This window comes from Streptacidiphilus sp. BW17 (assembly GCF_041262485.1).
Classification (GTDB): Bacteria; Actinomycetota; Actinomycetes; order Streptomycetales; family Streptomycetaceae; genus Streptacidiphilus.
The window spans coordinates 1-14,020 of the sequence record NZ_JBGCCR010000050.1; the positions used below are offsets into that span (position 1 = coordinate 1).

16 protein-coding genes and 1 pseudogene are annotated in these 14,020 nt (G+C 71.6%); 7 read left to right on the forward strand and 10 right to left on the reverse strand.

Features of this window, described 5'->3' with window-relative positions; all coding sequences use genetic code 11:
- Both ABH940_RS34870 and ABH940_RS34875 read right to left on the reverse strand, forming a co-directional pair.
- On the reverse strand, positions 1–184 hold a 184-nt coding region (locus ABH940_RS34870), incomplete at its 3' end, for a chaplin (protein WP_370107108.1).
- Positions 185–451: 267 nt separating this feature from the next.
- A complete protein-coding gene (locus tag ABH940_RS34875) occupies positions 452–694 on the reverse strand; it encodes a chaplin (RefSeq protein ID WP_370067509.1) in 243 nt (80 codons plus the stop codon).
- A 355-nt stretch (positions 695–1,049) separates the two neighbouring features.
- Here ABH940_RS34875 and ABH940_RS34880 point away from each other — a divergent pair, with 355 nt between their 5' ends.
- Positions 1,050–1,292, forward strand: a complete 243-nt coding sequence (locus ABH940_RS34880) for a chaplin (protein ID WP_370067511.1) — start codon at positions 1,050–1,052, stop codon at positions 1,290–1,292.
- Between the two features lie 160 nt (positions 1,293–1,452).
- Here the strand turns inward: ABH940_RS34880 and ABH940_RS34885 are convergent, their stop codons facing one another.
- Complete coding sequence (locus ABH940_RS34885) at positions 1,453–1,803, reverse strand: chaplin (protein ID WP_370107109.1); 351 nt, start codon at positions 1,801–1,803, stop codon at positions 1,453–1,455.
- A 191-nt stretch (positions 1,804–1,994) separates the two neighbouring features.
- Between ABH940_RS34885 and ABH940_RS34890 the strand changes: the two genes are divergently transcribed.
- The gene (locus ABH940_RS34890) at positions 1,995–2,519 is read left to right on the forward strand and encodes a hypothetical protein (RefSeq protein ID WP_370067515.1); all 525 of its coding nucleotides are present in this window, start codon (positions 1,995–1,997) and stop codon (positions 2,517–2,519) included.
- Between the two features lie 46 nt (positions 2,520–2,565).
- Here the strand turns inward: ABH940_RS34890 and ABH940_RS34895 are convergent, their stop codons facing one another.
- The 3 genes from ABH940_RS34895 to ABH940_RS34905 form a co-directional block, all read right to left on the reverse strand.
- Positions 2,566–4,305, reverse strand: a complete 1,740-nt coding sequence (locus tag ABH940_RS34895; RefSeq protein ID WP_370107110.1) for a carbohydrate binding domain-containing protein — start codon at positions 4,303–4,305, stop codon at positions 2,566–2,568.
- A gap of 144 nt (positions 4,306–4,449) precedes the next feature.
- Complete coding sequence (locus ABH940_RS34900; RefSeq protein WP_370107111.1) at positions 4,450–4,638, reverse strand: hypothetical protein; 189 nt, start codon at positions 4,636–4,638, stop codon at positions 4,450–4,452.
- Positions 4,635–5,327 carry a sortase gene (locus tag ABH940_RS34905; protein WP_370107112.1) on the reverse strand — a complete coding sequence of 231 codons (693 nt, stop codon included), beginning with the start codon at positions 5,325–5,327 and terminating at the stop codon, positions 4,635–4,637. The genes ABH940_RS34900 and ABH940_RS34905 overlap by 4 nt, the downstream gene beginning before the upstream one ends.
- A 110-nt stretch (positions 5,328–5,437) precedes the next feature.
- On the opposite strand from ABH940_RS34905, the gene ABH940_RS34910 reads away from it, so the two are divergent.
- A complete protein-coding gene (locus tag ABH940_RS34910) occupies positions 5,438–6,271 on the forward strand; it encodes a MerR family transcriptional regulator (protein ID WP_370107113.1) in 834 nt (277 codons plus the stop codon).
- A gap of 3 nt (positions 6,272–6,274) precedes the next feature.
- On the opposite strand, the gene ABH940_RS34915 is transcribed toward ABH940_RS34910, so the two are convergent.
- Positions 6,275–7,681 carry a lipase maturation factor family protein gene (locus tag ABH940_RS34915; RefSeq protein WP_370107123.1) on the reverse strand — a complete coding sequence of 469 codons (1,407 nt, stop codon included), beginning with the start codon at positions 7,679–7,681 and terminating at the stop codon, positions 6,275–6,277.
- 343 nt (positions 7,682–8,024) lie between these two features.
- Between ABH940_RS34915 and ABH940_RS34920 the strand changes: the two genes are divergently transcribed.
- Entirely contained in the window at positions 8,025–9,326 is a 1,302-nt protein-coding gene (locus ABH940_RS34920; protein ID WP_370107114.1) for an MFS transporter, read from the forward strand.
- Positions 9,327–9,339: 13 nt separating this feature from the next.
- Here the strand turns inward: ABH940_RS34920 and ABH940_RS34925 are convergent, their stop codons facing one another.
- Entirely contained in the window at positions 9,340–9,492 is a 153-nt protein-coding gene (locus ABH940_RS34925; protein WP_370107115.1) for a hypothetical protein, read from the reverse strand.
- A gap of 41 nt (positions 9,493–9,533) precedes the next feature.
- Between ABH940_RS34925 and ABH940_RS34930 the strand changes: the two are divergent.
- The 3 genes and pseudogenes from ABH940_RS34930 to ABH940_RS34940 form a co-directional block, all read left to right on the forward strand.
- Positions 9,534–9,659 (forward strand): annotated as a pseudogene (locus ABH940_RS34930) (winged helix-turn-helix transcriptional regulator); the annotation flags it as partial.
- A 10-nt stretch (positions 9,660–9,669) separates the two neighbouring features.
- A complete protein-coding gene (locus ABH940_RS34935) occupies positions 9,670–9,954 on the forward strand; it encodes an Lrp/AsnC ligand binding domain-containing protein (protein WP_370067587.1) in 285 nt (94 codons plus the stop codon).
- A gap of 439 nt (positions 9,955–10,393) precedes the next feature.
- On the forward strand, positions 10,394–10,999 hold the full coding sequence (locus ABH940_RS34940; RefSeq protein WP_370067532.1) for a transglycosylase SLT domain-containing protein: 606 nt from the start codon (positions 10,394–10,396) through the stop codon (positions 10,997–10,999).
- A gap of 55 nt (positions 11,000–11,054) precedes the next feature.
- Here ABH940_RS34940 and ABH940_RS34945 read toward each other — a convergent pair whose 3' ends face one another.
- Both ABH940_RS34945 and ABH940_RS34950 read right to left on the reverse strand, forming a co-directional pair.
- The gene (locus ABH940_RS34945; RefSeq protein WP_370067534.1) at positions 11,055–11,684 is read right to left on the reverse strand and encodes a DsbA family protein; all 630 of its coding nucleotides are present in this window, start codon (positions 11,682–11,684) and stop codon (positions 11,055–11,057) included.
- Positions 11,685–11,791: 107 nt separating this feature from the next.
- Positions 11,792–13,519 carry a DUF885 domain-containing protein gene (locus ABH940_RS34950; protein ID WP_370067536.1) on the reverse strand — a complete coding sequence of 576 codons (1,728 nt, stop codon included), beginning with the start codon at positions 13,517–13,519 and terminating at the stop codon, positions 11,792–11,794.
- Between the last annotated feature and the right edge of the window lie 501 nt (positions 13,520–14,020).

Sequence of the window (14,020 nt, forward strand, 5' to 3'; positions counted from 1 at the left end):
TCGAGTTGCCGCACAGGTTGATCGGAATGTGCACCGGGACCTGCACGAGGTTGCCGGACAGGAAGCCGGGGGAGTTGGCGGCGATGCCGTTCGCGGTCGAGTCGGCGGAGGCGGCGCCGGCGCCGGCCAGGGTGAGGGCCGCAGCGGCGGCGGACAGCGCGATGGCCTTGGTGACCTTGTTCATGTCCATTCCTTTGCGTGAGGTGCCCCTCCGGGATGGAGAGGACGCAAGACGAAACGAGCGCCGGGGCGGCGAGACACGGGGCATGTCGAACGACCACTCGTACAGCCGATACGGATTCGCCCCTGCGATCGAAGCACGATCGAAGCACGATCGAAGCACGAGCGGACGCGATCGAACGCGATCAAGGCGTGACGGGCCCCGGGCCGAACGGCGAAGGGCCCGACCGCGTCCCGCGGCCGGGCCCTGGGACTGCCTGACGGAGCAGGATCAGCCGACGTTGGCGCACTTGTTGCCGAAGGCCGGGTTCAGCAGGCCGATGACGCTGACGGTGTTGCCGCAGACGTTGACCGGGATGTGAACCGGGACCTGGACCAGGTTGCCCGACAGGAAGCCCGGGGAGTTGGTGGCCGAGCCGTTGGCGGTGCTGCTGGCCGCGGCGACGCCAGCACCGGCGGCGAGCAGACCGGCCGCCGCGACGGTGACTGCAAGGCCGCGCTTGGTGTTGACCATGGGAGGTGTCCCCTCTCGTGAGGAACTCGGAAGTAGGCGGGCGCCGCGTCGTTCCCGGGCGAACGGTGAAACGGTGATCCGTCCACGCCCTGGAATCGGCGGTGCGCCGCACTGGGTAGTCCGGTCTCTCCAACGAAGCGGTGGGGCCGAGGACATGGGCCCACGGCAATGCCACCCGAATGGAGGCATGTTCGGTGTAATCCAACTTCCGGGTGATTGTCCGGGGAGTCCGGTGACGCGACGGCGGAGGTCTCGTTGGGTGGGGTACCTGCTGCGACCCGGATGTCGGGCCCGTGGCGGGTGTCCATCGTGATCAATCCGGTGCGTCTTTCAATCCGGTGAGGAAAGAAGAATCATGACGAACGTTCTCAAGGGCGCCCTGGTGGCCTCCGCTGCTGTCGGTGTCGTTGCTGGCGGTGCCGGCGCGGCCTTCGCCAGCTCGCACGCCTGCGGCGACGCCTCCAACTCGCCGGGCGCGATCAGCGGCAACAACGTCCAGCTGCCCGTGCACATCCCGGTCAACGTGACCGGCAACTCGATCAACGTGATCGGCCTGCTGAACCCGGCGTTCGGCAACCACTCCGCGAACGTCGGCTGATCATCCACGCTGACTCACTGCTGACTGATCGCTGACTGATCCGTCACGCGGACACGCGGCGGCCCTGCTCCATGCTCGGGAGCAGGGCCGCTGCGTATTATCGAAGGTGACGGCGCGTCAGAGCGCGTCACCGTGTGTCGTGCGACTCTCCGGGCTCTGCTCAATCGCAGTCCCCGTCGTGGTCGTGGTTCCAGCTGGTGGCGTTGTCGTCGTCGTGGTGCCACCACATGTGGTGCTGCCAGACGCCGTGGGTGCCGGCGGCGTGCACGTCGCCGCCGTTGGCGCAGTAGGTGCCGAACGCCGGGTTCCCCACGCCGACCACGTTGACCGTGTTCCCGCAGACATTGACGTCCAGGTCCACCGGGACCTGCACGAGGTTGCCGGACAGGAAGCCGGGGGAGTTGGCGGCGATGCCGTTCGCGGTCGCGTCCGCGCTGGCCGCACCGGCCGCGGCGAGGACCAGGCCTGCCGCGATCGTGCCGACTGCAGCCAGCCGGGAGGACTTCCGCATGGTTGCTCCTTGCTGTGTCGGGGGCGTCCGTGCGGGAGGCGTCGCCACCCGACGGTGTCGCCCGTCGTGTTCACAGCAACACTCTGCGTTGTGATGAGCAGACCGGGCCGACGGCGCGACGCCAAGTCGCCCGGCCGGGTGAGCGCCCCCCGGGTGCCGGGGCAGGTCGGCGAGGTGGCGATAATGCAGGCATGCGTCTCCGTCTCGCCTCCGCCGTCCGGGTTCCCGCCGCCGCGGCTGCCGTCGCCGTCTCCGCAGCGCTGGCACTGTCCGGGTGCGCCGGGAGCGGCGTGCAGCGGCAGGTACCGGGGGCGGCGCAGTCGTCCGTCCGGACCAGTGCGGACGGGACGGACCTGTCGCTGGAGGGTCGCAACGTCGACCTGCAGATCTCCAAGGCCGCGGTCCACCTCGCCGCACCGGGCGGAGCCGAGCTGGAGATGGGCGTGATCAACGCGGGTCCGGTGACCGAGCACCTGGCGGTGGCCTCGGTCGGTCCGCACGTGGCGAACATCACGGGCGGGTCGGCCAACCCGCTGTCCGTGGCCGGGGTGTACATCGGCGGCTACAACGGGACGGCGCAGTTCGGTGCGGCCAACGGCCCCAAGGTCAGCCTGCCGGCCGGGGACGCGCCCAAGGCCGGCTCGACGGTGACCGTCATGCTGCAGTTCGGTGTGGCGGGGATGGTCCGCCTGGACGTTCCCGTCCTGGCGAGCTGACCACCCCCGCCGCACTGCCTTGGCCCGGGTGGGCCGGGGCCTGGCCCTAGCTCAGGGCGAGGTCGTCGGCGAAGACGTTGCCCTGGCCGTACCAGCCGTGGACGTAGACCGTGACGGTGCCGCTGGAGCCGGTGGTGAACGGCACGTTCAGCTGGTTCCAGCCGCTGTTGCTGGACCAGGTGCTGGCCGTCGCGCCCCCGCTGACGCCGACGTACGCGTAGTTCCCCTGGACCCAGCCGGACAGCGTGTAGCTGGTGTCGGGCTGGAGGGTGACCGTCTGGTCGCACTCACCCGTGGTCGACGAGCTGGGCGTCACCTGGAGCGCGTGCGAGCCGCTGTGTGTGGGTGTGGTCACCACCTTGCTGCCGGACTGGCAGGTCCACGGGCTCAGGCTGCCGCTCTCGAACCCGCCGTTGACCAGACTGCCGCCGCCACCACCGCCGGTGCCGGTGACCGTCAGGGTGTACGTCGCCGAGTGGCTGCCGGAGGCGGCCGTCCCGGTGACCGTGATCGGGTAGCTGCCCGCCGCGACCGAGGTCCCGACCGTGGCGGTCATGCTGCTGCTGCCGCCCGCCGTCACCGAGGCCGGGCTGAAGGAGACCGAGACGCCGGACGGTGCGCCGCTCGCCTTCAGGCTGACGCTCTGCGCGCTGCCGGAGGTGACCGCCGTGCTGACCGTCGCGGTCGCCGAGGCGCCCTGCTGGACCGAGGCCGAGCCGGGGCTGACGCCCAGTGAGAAGTCGTTCGTGGTCTGGCCGCCGCTGCCGCTGGTGAAGGGCTCCATGGCGTGGCTGAAGTCCCAGGTGTTCTGGGTGATCCCGGAGCAGGTGTCGGAGCCCCCGGTGCCGGGACAGCCCCCGTTGTCGCGCTCCACCGCCCAGAAGGAGAGTTCGGCCAGGCCCTTGCCCGTGGCCCAGTTCTCGACGTTGCTCGCGTCGGCGACGGTGGTGGTCTCGGCCGCGCCGTAGTCGTCGATGCCGGGCATCATGGTGATGCCGACCATGCCCCAGAGCTGCGCGGCGGTCTTGGACGGGTAGAGCGTGGCGAGTTGGCCCTCCAGTCCGGTGGCCGCGTTCTCGGCGTCGGTGCCCATCTCGTGCGTGGCGCCGTCGTAGTAGTCGAAGGTCATGATGTTGACGACGTCGATCCGTGCGTTGTTCTGGACCGCGTTCTGCAGCACCGCGAGGCCGCTGGAGGCGAGCCCGCTCGTGGTCGTCGGCAGGGTGTACGAGAACTGCACCGTCCGGCCGTTGGCGGCGGCCCAGGACTCGACCTGCGCGATGGCCTTGTTCCGGCGGTCGATGCCGGCGCTGTTGGTCAGCGAGTTGTCCTCGGTGTCGAGGTCGATCCGGGTGACGCCGTAGGTGGTGATCACGCTCTCGTACGCGGCGGCGATGGAGTTGACGTTCGTACAGCTGTCGGCGATCTCGGTGCCGCCGTGGTCGGCGGAGTAGCCGCCGAAGGACGGGACGACGTCGCCGCCGTTGGCCTGGATGGTGGAGATCGAGCTGCCGAAGGTCGAGGAACTGATCGGCTGGCTCGTGGCACCGTTCCAGTCGACGCTGCAGGACCCCGCCGAGGGGGCCTGGATGAACGCCATGGACAGGTACTTGGCGCCGGACTCCGAGGACAGGGTCGCGGGGTCGTCGCCGCTGTACGCCTCGAAGTAGGGCGAGAAGACGTGGGCGGGCAGGGGTGTGTTGGCCGCGTGTGCCGTGGGGGCGCCCACAACGGCCAGGCCGGCGCCGAGCAGCGCGGCGGTGAGCACGGAACGTACGGATCTCATGCAGGACTCCCGTGGGGTGGAGCGGTGCAAGAAAGGCCGCCGGCGGCCGTCGTGTCGACGGACGGCAGGTGGCCGGACGCTGACAATGATTGGACTAGACCAAATAACTGTCAAGAGTCTTACCAGTTCCGGCCTCGGACGTCCCTACGCTCTGCCCGAGCCGCCCTGACTCACCGTCGGACTGCCGTCCAGCGCCGCGCCGAAGTGCTGCACCAGCCACGGGAAGCCCCACTCCCACAGGGCGAAGCCGAAGGTCACGGCCGCCGCCAGCAGGACGGCGAGGCGCAGCCAGGCGGGGCCAGGAAGCGCCCGGAACAGCCAGGGGAGGATCACCGGACCGGCTCCTTCGTGGTCCCTGCCTTCGATGTTCCTGCCTTCGTGGTCGCGACCAGCGTGCCGAAGACGACGTACCGGCCCGAGGAGCCGTAGCGCGGCGTGCAGGTGGTGAGCGTGACCAGTCCGGGCGCCGGGTCCGCGTGGCGTCCCTGGTCCGGGCGGAGCACGGCGACGTCGGACGGGCCGGTCCGCTCGGTGCCGCTGATCCGGTACACGTACTCGGCGGCAGCGGTCTCCACCACGATCGGGTCGCCGACCCGGACGACGTCCGGCAGGTCGGCCAGCGGTTCGAAGCCGCTGTCGGACGACCGGTGCCCGGCCACCGCGAAGTTGCCGAGCCGACCGGGCTCCGCGGTCCCGGAGTAGTGGGCCAGGCCCCGACTCAACGCCGCGGCGCCGGTGCCCTCGTAGACCGGGTACTGCCAACCCGCGCCCAGCGCCGGGATCCGGATCAGCGCCACCACACCCGGCGGCACCACCGTGCCGGTGCGGAAGGCGTGCTGGATCGCCTGGACGGTCTGCAGCTGCTCGGCCGTGGGCAGCGGGCTCTGCCCCCAGGACAGCCAGGCGGCGAAGAGCCCGACCACTGCGCCGCCGACCAGCAGCAGCTCACCCAGCAGGGCGAGTACGAAGCGCAGGCCGGACCACAGGCCGGACCACAGGCCGGGGACGAGTGCGGTGGGCATGCGCCTTATCAGACCGCACCGACCGCGCCCGTCGGGCTGAGGCGCGCCCGCAGCGGGTCGGGGATCCGGCTTGACCCTGACACAGTGGGAGGCTCTGGACTGGAGGGGTCATGTTCACCATCGGAGACTTCGCCGCCTACGGTCAGGTGTCGGTCCGGATGCTGCGTCACTACGACGCGCTCGGGCTGCTCCGCCCGGCCCGGGTCGACCCGTACACCGGCTACCGCTACTACGACGCGGCCCAGTTGGCCCGCCTCAACCGGATCATCGCGCTCAAGGACCTCGGCTTCAGCCTGCAACAGGTCGGCCAGGTGCTCGACGAGTCGATCGACGTCGAGGAACTGCGTGGCATGTTGCGGCTGCGCCGGGCCGAGCTGGCCGATACGGTTGCGAGCGCGACCGCGCGGCTGGCCCAGGTCGAGACGAGGCTCCGGACCATCGAGAGCGAGGGCTCCATGTCCACCGAAGAAGTCGTCGTCAAACCCCTCCCCGCCGCCCGCGTCGCCGTGCTCACCGACACCGCGGAGAGCTTCGACCCGCGCCACATCGGCCCCGTCATCCAGCCCCTCTACCGGCGCCTCTTCGAGCAGCTCGACACCGTCGGGGTCCCGCCGACCGGGCCGACCCTGGCCTGGTACGAGCAGGCCGGCCCGGAGCTGGGCGACCCCGTCGTGGTGCACGCGGGGGTCACCGTCTCCGCCGCGCCCGGCTCGGTGCCCGGTGTGGAGATCGTCGACCTGCCACCGGTCGCGGAGGCCGCGACCATCGTCCACCACGGTTCCATGGACCGGGTGCTGACCACTGTTCAGTCCCTGGCCCGTTGGATCGAGTCCGCCGGCCGCCGGGCCGACGTCCTCGGCCGTGAGCTCTACCTGGACTCCTGCGGTCCGCAGGAGCAGTGGGTCACCGAGATCCAGTGGCCGCTGGTCGTGGAGAACGGCTGATTGTCAGTCCCAGGTGCTCGAATGGAACGTGGACAGCGGCCGGTGGTACCCACCGACGAGTTCCCGGTGCCACCATGCGCCGGTGGCCCGTCGCTCGGCGCGGGTGGTGTAGCGGTAGCGGTAGAGCGTGGCCCGGACGTGCGCGGGGGGCATGTCCGGGAACGGGTTGCCGTCACGGCGTAGCAACCGCAGGGTATCCCGGTCGCCGTCCAGCAGTTTGCGCAGCAGGGGAGTGAGCCAGGGGCGGGCGTAGCCCGGGTTGAGCGCGGCGAACCACATCAGCCAGTCCAGGCGCAGGTGGTACGGCGCGAACTGCCGGGGTCTGCGTCGGGGGTCCCCTGGCTTGCCCTTGAACTCGTAGGCCAGCCAGGTGTGTCCGTCGGCGCTGCCCTCCAGCACCACCTCGTGGCGCAGTCGGGTGACGCTGCCGAACGCGCCGTAGGTGTTGACCAGGTGGAGCGAGTCGAAGGAGCGGTTCATCACCTGGCGTGAGGAGAGAAGGTTCCTGGCCGGACGGTAGCTGAGCACCAGCACCAGCGCGCCGTAGGCGAGGACGAGGACGGAGAACCAGAGCGGCGTGGCCGGGTAGGCACGGTCCCCGCCGGTGCTGACGGCGCTCAGCGCCAGGGTGATCGTGACCCAGTTCAGCCAGGCGAAGTTGCCGGACAGCACCAGCCACAGCTGCGTCGTCACGATCAGCCCGGCCGCGACTGTCGCGACCGGCTGCGGCAGGAACAGGGCGACGGGCGCGCCCAGTTGCACCACGTGGTTGGCGCCCGCCTCCACCCGGTGCAGTGGCTTCGGCAGCCGGTGGAACCACCAGCTGAACGGGCCCGGCATCGGCTGGGTCTCGTGGTGGTAGTAGAGGCAGGTCAGCTCGCGCCAGCAGCGGTCCCCGCGCAGCTTGATCAGTCCCGCGCCGACCTCGACCCGGAACAGGATCCAGCGGATCAGCAGCAGCGTGGTGATCGGGGGCGCGACCCTTCCGTTGCCGAGGAAGACGGCCAGCGCGCCCGTCTCCAGCAGCAGTGACTCCCACCCGAACGAGTACCAGGTCTGCCCGACGTTGACGATGGACAGGTACAGCACCCAGAGCACGGCCCAGCAGAGCATCCCGGCCCAGAGCGGCACTGCGTCCGCCGCCCCCGCGGCGACGGCGACCGCCAGCGCGGCCCCGCCCCAGGACACGGCGGCGAGGAGCCGGTCCGAGTAGCCGAACTGGAACAGGCTCGGCGCCTCCCGCCAGGTCCGGCGCGCCAGGAAGCGCGGCACGGGCAGCAGCCCGTGCTCGCCGATCAGCGCCTTCCCCTGCCGCGCGGCGACCAGGAACCCGACCAGGTACACCCCGGCCAGCGCGCGCTGGAACAGCAGCCTGCCCAACCAGTACCCGGGGGCGTTCAGCCAGTCCAGCGCGTGCAGCCCGTGCATGACACCACTCTGCCGCAGTCTGCCCGCACCGGCTGCCTGCACCGGCTGCTTGCACAACTGCCTGTACGGCTGCCCGTACCAAAGTGCCTGTACAAGCCGCGTGTACAAGCCGCGGGCAAAGGTGTGGCCACGGCTGGTTCGCTGCCGCTACGCTCGCCCCATGCATCTCTCCGGGCCGCACTGACAGGACCTCGCCGCCGCGAGCCGACGCGCGCCATCGCGCTGACGTCGGACGCGTGCCGCTTCGCGACGCCTCTGCCCCGTCGACGTCCCTGTCCCTGCCGCGCCCCCTGTGGCGTAGTGCTCGCATCACCGGAGACCTTCCATGTCACGCCCTGTCCAGGGCGGCGCGTCGTACCGTGCCGTCCTTGTGCTGCCGCATGCCCGCGGACTGGCGCTCGCCGGAGCGCTCGCCCGGCTTCCCTACGGACTCATCTCCCTCCCTCTGCTCCTCGCGCTGCGTGAGGCCGTCGGCTCCTACGGGGCAGCCGGAACCTCCGTCGGCGTCTACGGGCTGCTCAGCGCCGTGCTCGGCCCCTGGCGGGCACGGCTCGCGGAGCGCAGGCCCGGTGCGTTGCAACTGCTCGCGGTGGGGTTCGCCGCGGTGCTGGCGTTGATCGCCGCGCTCGCCCTGCTGGCGGCGGGCGGGGCACGCGGGCCGGTGACGGAGGCCGTCGCGCCGGTGCTCGCGGTCGTCGCCGGGATCCTGCCGCCCCCGGTCGGGCCGCTGCTGCGGGCCCGTTGGGGTGTCCTCGCCGGTGGCGAGGCGCAGCGGCAGGCCGCACTGAGCCTGGACGCCGTCGCCGAGTCGACGGTCTTCTCGGTCGGCCCGCTGCTCGGCGGCGCGCTGATCGCGGTGACCACGCCCGGCATCGCGCTGGCCGTCGTCGCCGCGATCGTCGTGCTCGGATTCAGCTCCCTGGCACCGGTCCTGGCGCGTACGGCCGCGCCCGCGCCGACGCGGTCGGACGCTGCGCGCCTCGGGGCCGACGGGATCGGGGCGGACCGGACCGGGGCCGGGCGGCGCTCGCCACTCCGGTCCGCCGGATTCCTGGTGCTGCTCGGCGCGGTCGCGGCGGTCGGCGCGGCGGGGGCGATGGCCGAGTTGGCCGCCGTCGCCGGGTGGGGCGCGGCCGTGGCCGGCCCGCTGCTGGCGGGCTTCTCCGTCGGTGGCGTCGTCGGCGGCCTCGTCTACGGCCGCCTCTCCTGGCGCCGTTCGCCGCGCACCCGGATGGCCGTGCTGGGCGCGGTCGGTGGCGTGGTGTACCTGCTCCCACTGCTCTGGTTCGCCCCGGCCGGTGCCCTGCCGACACTGCTGGTCGCCGGCGCTGTCACCGACGCGACGCTGATCACCGCCTGTCTGCTGGTCGACACCGCCGAGAGCAGCGCCTGGATCAACACTGCCTTCAACCTCGGTGTCGCTCTCGGCACGAGCGCGGCAGGCATGTTGATCAGCCGGGACGGGCCGCGCGTCGTCTTCGCCGTCGCGGCGCTGGTCCCGCTGCTCGCATGCGCAGTCTGCGCGGCATCGGCCCTCACCGGCGCGCGGCGGGTCGAACCGCTGGCCGCGCAGGAGCAGGAGATGACCGACCGTCATATCGACGTCGCGTCAGCTGACCTCGGCTGAGCTGAGCGCAGCCTCAGCTGACGCCGACGCCGGCGCGGTCGCGCAGCAGTTCCAGCAGGCGGGCGTGCAGGCTGGTCGGTGCGACCAGGATGCCCTCCGCGCCCGCCTGCCGCGGAGCGCCGAGCGCGTCGGTGACCAGCGCGCCCGCCTCGCGGGCGATCAGCACGCCGCCGAGCAGGTTGCCGTCGTCGCGGCCACCCCACCGATGTGGCGCTGATCGACAGCCTGTGCGACGACGCCCGCCCGCCCGCCGCGGCCGTTGCCACGCGCAGCAGGCTGCCGGAGTCCACTGTCCGCCGCCGGCTGGCCCGCCTGACCGCGTCCGGCGCGCTGCGCACCCAGCCTGGACGCGGTCGGCCGTGCGCTGGCCGCGCATCCGGCCGTCCATGGCGCGCTGGCGACCACCGGGGAGGCGAACCTCGCGGTCGCCGTCTGGTTCCGCGACCTGGCGGAGCTCTACGCCTTTGTCACCCGGGACCTCGGTGCGCTCGGCGTCGACTCCGCCGAGACGGTGATCGTCGGCGAGGTGGTCAAACGCCCCGGTGTGAACCGGCTCACCGCGCGCCCGGCGCGTTCTGTGGCGCGCACCACGTTGCGCGCGTCACACGCCACCTCGCGCGGGCAGTGACGCGCCTCACCGGGCAGGGGAGGGTCTGCGGGCCCGTGCGCCGGGTCCGCGACAGTCGCCGGCGGCTCAACAGAGCCGATCCGGCCGTGTGAGCGGGTATTCCCGAACGCTCAGGAGGTTTGTCCGGGTTGTTGTGGTCTGAACCACTTGGGGCGGAAGTCCCTTGCCCGGGCCGCGGGCGTCGTGTGAACGTGGAGAACGTCCAGGAACGAGTGCGGTCGATGTCGTCGAAGCCACGACCGCCGAGGGCGCGAATCCCCTTGAGGTGTGCGCCCGGGCGAGAAGCCCCGCGACGTTCCTGAGCCGCTCGACTGCAAAGCCTGAAGCGCGGGTGTGTGCGCCAGGTGTGTCGGGACAACCGCCAGACCCAGTGCCCAGTGCGGTACCGCCCTGCCCTGCCCGGCAGGTGCTGAGTGCTGCCCGTGTTTCCAGGAGTGACATGCGTCTCGCCACCCGTACGCCCGCCCGTCTGACCGCCGACCTGCTCATGGGCTCCGCGGTCGCCGGGATGGTCGTCGTCGCGAACTTCGTCCCGGCCCTTGCCGCCGACCATGGGACCCCGACCGCGGCCCCGTCCGCCTCCGCCAAGGCCGACGCAAAGCCGGACGCGAAGACCGACGGCAAGACCGACGCCAAGACCGACGCGAAGCCCGCCCCGAAGACGGACGCCAAACCCGCGCCCGCGAAGCCGGCCGCGCCCGCCAAGAAGACCTACCCGGACAACCTGAACGGGTGGATCGCCGAGGCGCAGGACGTTCTCCGCGCCCACGGCGACCAGGTCCCCCCGGCGTCCGCCATCTACGCCCGGGCCATGACCGAGTCCTCCGGCAACCCGGACGCGCAGAACCACTGGGACGGCAACCAGGCCCTCTACGGCGGCACCTACGGCCTGCTCCAGACCATCAAGCCGACCTTCGCCGAGTGGTCCCTGCCCGGCCACAAGGACATCCTCAACCCGGTCGACTCGATCATCGCCGGCGTCCGCTACGCCAACGACCGCTACGGCTCCTTCACCACCGTCGCCTACACCAAGGCGGGTTACTGATCCGGCGCCGAGCGTCCGGTCAGTCCGATCGGTCCGATCGGTCCGATCCTTCGAATCAGTCGAAGTTGAGCGATCCGGTGCGCGTCCGCTTCAGCTCGAAGAAGTCCGGGTAACCCGCCAGCGCGCGGACCCCGTCGAAGATGCGCGCCGCCTGCGCGCCCCGCGGGATGGAGTTGAGCACCGGCCCGAAGAAGGCGACCCCGTCGACGTGGATCGTCGGCGTGCCCACGTCCTCGCCGACCGGGTCCATGCCCTCGTGGTGGCTGCGCCGGACCTGCTCGTCCCAGGTCGTGTCGTGTGCGGCCTCGGCCAGTTCGGCCGGCAGCCCGACCTCGGCCAGTGACTCCCGGATCACCAGGTCGAAGTCCTCGTTCTTCTGCTTGTGGATCCGCTTGCCGAAGGCGGTGTAGAGCTCGCGCAGCACCGCGTTGCCGTGCTGCGCCTCGGCGGCGACCGCCACCCGCACCGGGCCGATCGACTCGTTGACCAACTCGCGGTACCAGTCCGGAAGTTCGCGGTTCTCGTTGAGGACGTACAGGCTCATCACCCGGAACCGCAGGTCGATCGGCCGCTGCTGCTCCACCTCGAGGATCCAGCGCGAGGTGATCCACGCGAACGGGCAGGCCGGGTCGAAGTAGAAGTCGACGCGTGCGGGGGCCTCGGCGGCGGTGGGGCTCGACGTCATGAGTCTCAACTTCCTTGGGTCGTTGATCGCTTGGTGGAGTGGGCCGGAAGGTCGACCGCAACCTAGCGCTTCGCCGCGGTCCGGGCGAAGGGTTTCCGGACCGTCGCTCAGAGCCCGGCCAGGTTCTCCACCAGGTCGTCGAGCCCGAACGAGCCCTGCCGCAGCGCCTTCATGTGCCAGGCCGTGAGATCGAACTCCGCGCCCAGCCGGTGCCGGGCCGCCTCCCGCCCGGCCAGCCAGGCGCGTTCGCCCAGCTTGTAGCCGATGGCCTGGCCCGGACGGCCCAGGTAGCGGACGATCTCGCTGTCCCGGGCGGCGGGCGGCATGCCGACGTAGTCGGACATGAACGCGGTGGCCAGCTCCGGCGTCCACCGCTCGCCCGGGTGGAACGGCGAGTCGGCCGGGATCGCGAGGCGCAGGTGCATGCCGATGTCGACGATCACGCGGACGATGCGCATCATCTGCTTGCCCAGGTAGCCGAGTCGGCGTCCCGGATCGGTCAGGAAGCCCAGCTCGTCCATCAGCCGCTCCGCGTAGAGGGCCCAACCCTCCACATTGGCACTGATCTTGCCCAGGGTGACCTGGTAGCGCGACAGCTGGTCCGCCGCCGCGACCCAGGAGGCGAGCTGCAGGTGGTGTCCCGGAACGCCCTCGTGATACCAGGTGCTGACGAGCCGCCAGGTGCGGAACCGTCCCTCGGCGTCGCCGTTGGCGAGCGGCAGGTGCGTCCGTCCCGGGCGGCTGAAGTCGAGGCTCGGGCCGCTGTAGTAGGGCGCGGCGGCGGTGCCCGCCGGGGCGATCCGGGTCTCCACCCGGCGCAGCGGCCCGGACAGGTCGAAGTGCGTGCCGTCGAGCGCCTCGATGGCCTCCTCGGTGATCCCCTGCAGCCAGGCCCGCATCGCCTCGGCGCCCTGGACCATGTGCCCGTGCTCGTTCAGATGCGCCCGCGCCTGCTCCACGTCCGCGCCGGGCAGCACCCGCGCCGCCTCCGCGCGCAGCTCCGCGTGGACGCGGTGGAACTCCTCCCAGCCCCACGCGTACGTCTGCTCCGGGTCGAGCGTCGCGCCCAGGAACGCACGGGCGCAGAGCAGGTAGCGCTCCCGCCCGACCGCGTCCGGCGTCCCCGCCGCGGCGGGCGCGTAGCCCTCGCGCAGCCAGTCGCTCAGCCCCGAGACGGCTTCACCCGCCTTCGCCGCCGCCGCGTCCGCCTCGTCCCGGAACCGCTCCGGGGCGGGCGCGACCAGCTGCGCCAGCCAGCCGCCGTTTCTGCTGCCGGTTCCGGTGCCGGTTCTGGTGCCGTTTGCGTTGCCAGGTCCCGTCCAGGCGTCGAGCTGGGTGGCCAGCACCTCCGCCTGCCGCGGTGCGGCGAACAGCCCGCGCGCGACGCCCTCGGCCAGCGTGGTCCGGTAACCCGCCACCGCCTCGGGCACCTGGCGCAGCCGCGCGAGCAGCGGGACCCAGTCCTCCTCAGCGGCGGTCGGCATCATGCCGAAGAGACTCTGCAACCCGTGCATCGGCGTGTGCAGGTTCGCCACCGCACGGTAGTGCTCGCCCGCCTCGTGCCGGTCCAGCGTCGACCCGAGCCGCTCCCGCAGCAGCCGCGCACAGGCCTGCTCCGCCGCGTCCGCGCTCGCGTCCGTGTCCGCGCTCGCGGGCAGGGCCTCCAGCCGGGCCAGGACGGCGCGGGCCAGCTCGGCCTCCGCGGTGCACCCCTCGGGGGAGAAGTCCGGCAACCGCTCGTCCTTGGGATCCAAGCCCAACCAGGTGGTGACGGTGGGGTCCTGCGCGGCCATCCGCGCCACGTAGTCGTCGGCGATTCGGCGCGGCGTGAGCATCTCTGACGCCTCTGACGCCTCTGACGCCTCTGACACCTGGGTCACTTTCGGGTCACCTCGTTCACCTCGGTCGTCTCGTCGGGCATGCCTGCATCCTCACCTGGCGACGCCCGCCCTGTCAGCCGATCAGCCCTCCGTCTCGGGACTCCGCCCCCGGCGGACGACCGCGCTGCCGCTTCCCCGCCCACACGGGCATGACCCCGGGCGCGTACAGGCCGGCCTTCCGCGCGCCGTGAGCTGCCCCTATGCTCCAGCAATGCTCATAGGGGTCCTCATCGGGTTCGCCGCTCTCGGATGCGGCATGGCGGCGTTCCAGGCCTACAAGCGCCAATGGCTCGAAGTCGCGCGTACATCCTCAGCACCGCGTTCGGCGTGGCCGCTTATGCGTCGATGCTGCTTCACAAGTCGTGGATCGACGTGGTGGCGACGCCCGTCGCTGTGGTCGCCTCGATCGCTTATTACGTGATGGCACGGGGCCAGGCCCGGAAGCGTGGTGCCTCG

Coding starts and splice junctions, on each gene's coding strand:
- ABH940_RS34875 (WP_370067509.1), bottom strand. CDS start 694: ATGGTCAACACCAAGCGCGGCCTTGCAGTCACCGTCGCGGCGGCCGGT.
- ABH940_RS34880 (WP_370067511.1), top strand. CDS start 1,050: ATGACGAACGTTCTCAAGGGCGCCCTGGTGGCCTCCGCTGCTGTCGGT.
- ABH940_RS34885 (WP_370107109.1), bottom strand. CDS start 1,803: ATGCGGAAGTCCTCCCGGCTGGCTGCAGTCGGCACGATCGCGGCAGGC.
- ABH940_RS34890 (WP_370067515.1), top strand. CDS start 1,995: ATGCGTCTCCGTCTCGCCTCCGCCGTCCGGGTTCCCGCCGCCGCGGCT.
- ABH940_RS34895 (WP_370107110.1), bottom strand. CDS start 4,305: ATGAGATCCGTACGTTCCGTGCTCACCGCCGCGCTGCTCGGCGCCGGC.
- ABH940_RS34905 (WP_370107112.1), bottom strand. CDS start 5,327: ATGCCCACCGCACTCGTCCCCGGCCTGTGGTCCGGCCTGTGGTCCGGC.
- ABH940_RS34910 (WP_370107113.1), top strand. CDS start 5,438: ATGTTCACCATCGGAGACTTCGCCGCCTACGGTCAGGTGTCGGTCCGG.
- ABH940_RS34920 (WP_370107114.1), top strand. CDS start 8,025: ATGTCACGCCCTGTCCAGGGCGGCGCGTCGTACCGTGCCGTCCTTGTG.
- ABH940_RS34940 (WP_370067532.1), top strand. CDS start 10,394: ATGCGTCTCGCCACCCGTACGCCCGCCCGTCTGACCGCCGACCTGCTC.
- ABH940_RS34945 (WP_370067534.1), bottom strand. CDS start 11,684: ATGACGTCGAGCCCCACCGCCGCCGAGGCCCCCGCACGCGTCGACTTC.
- ABH940_RS34950 (WP_370067536.1), bottom strand. CDS start 13,519: ATGCTCACGCCGCGCCGAATCGCCGACGACTACGTGGCGCGGATGGCC.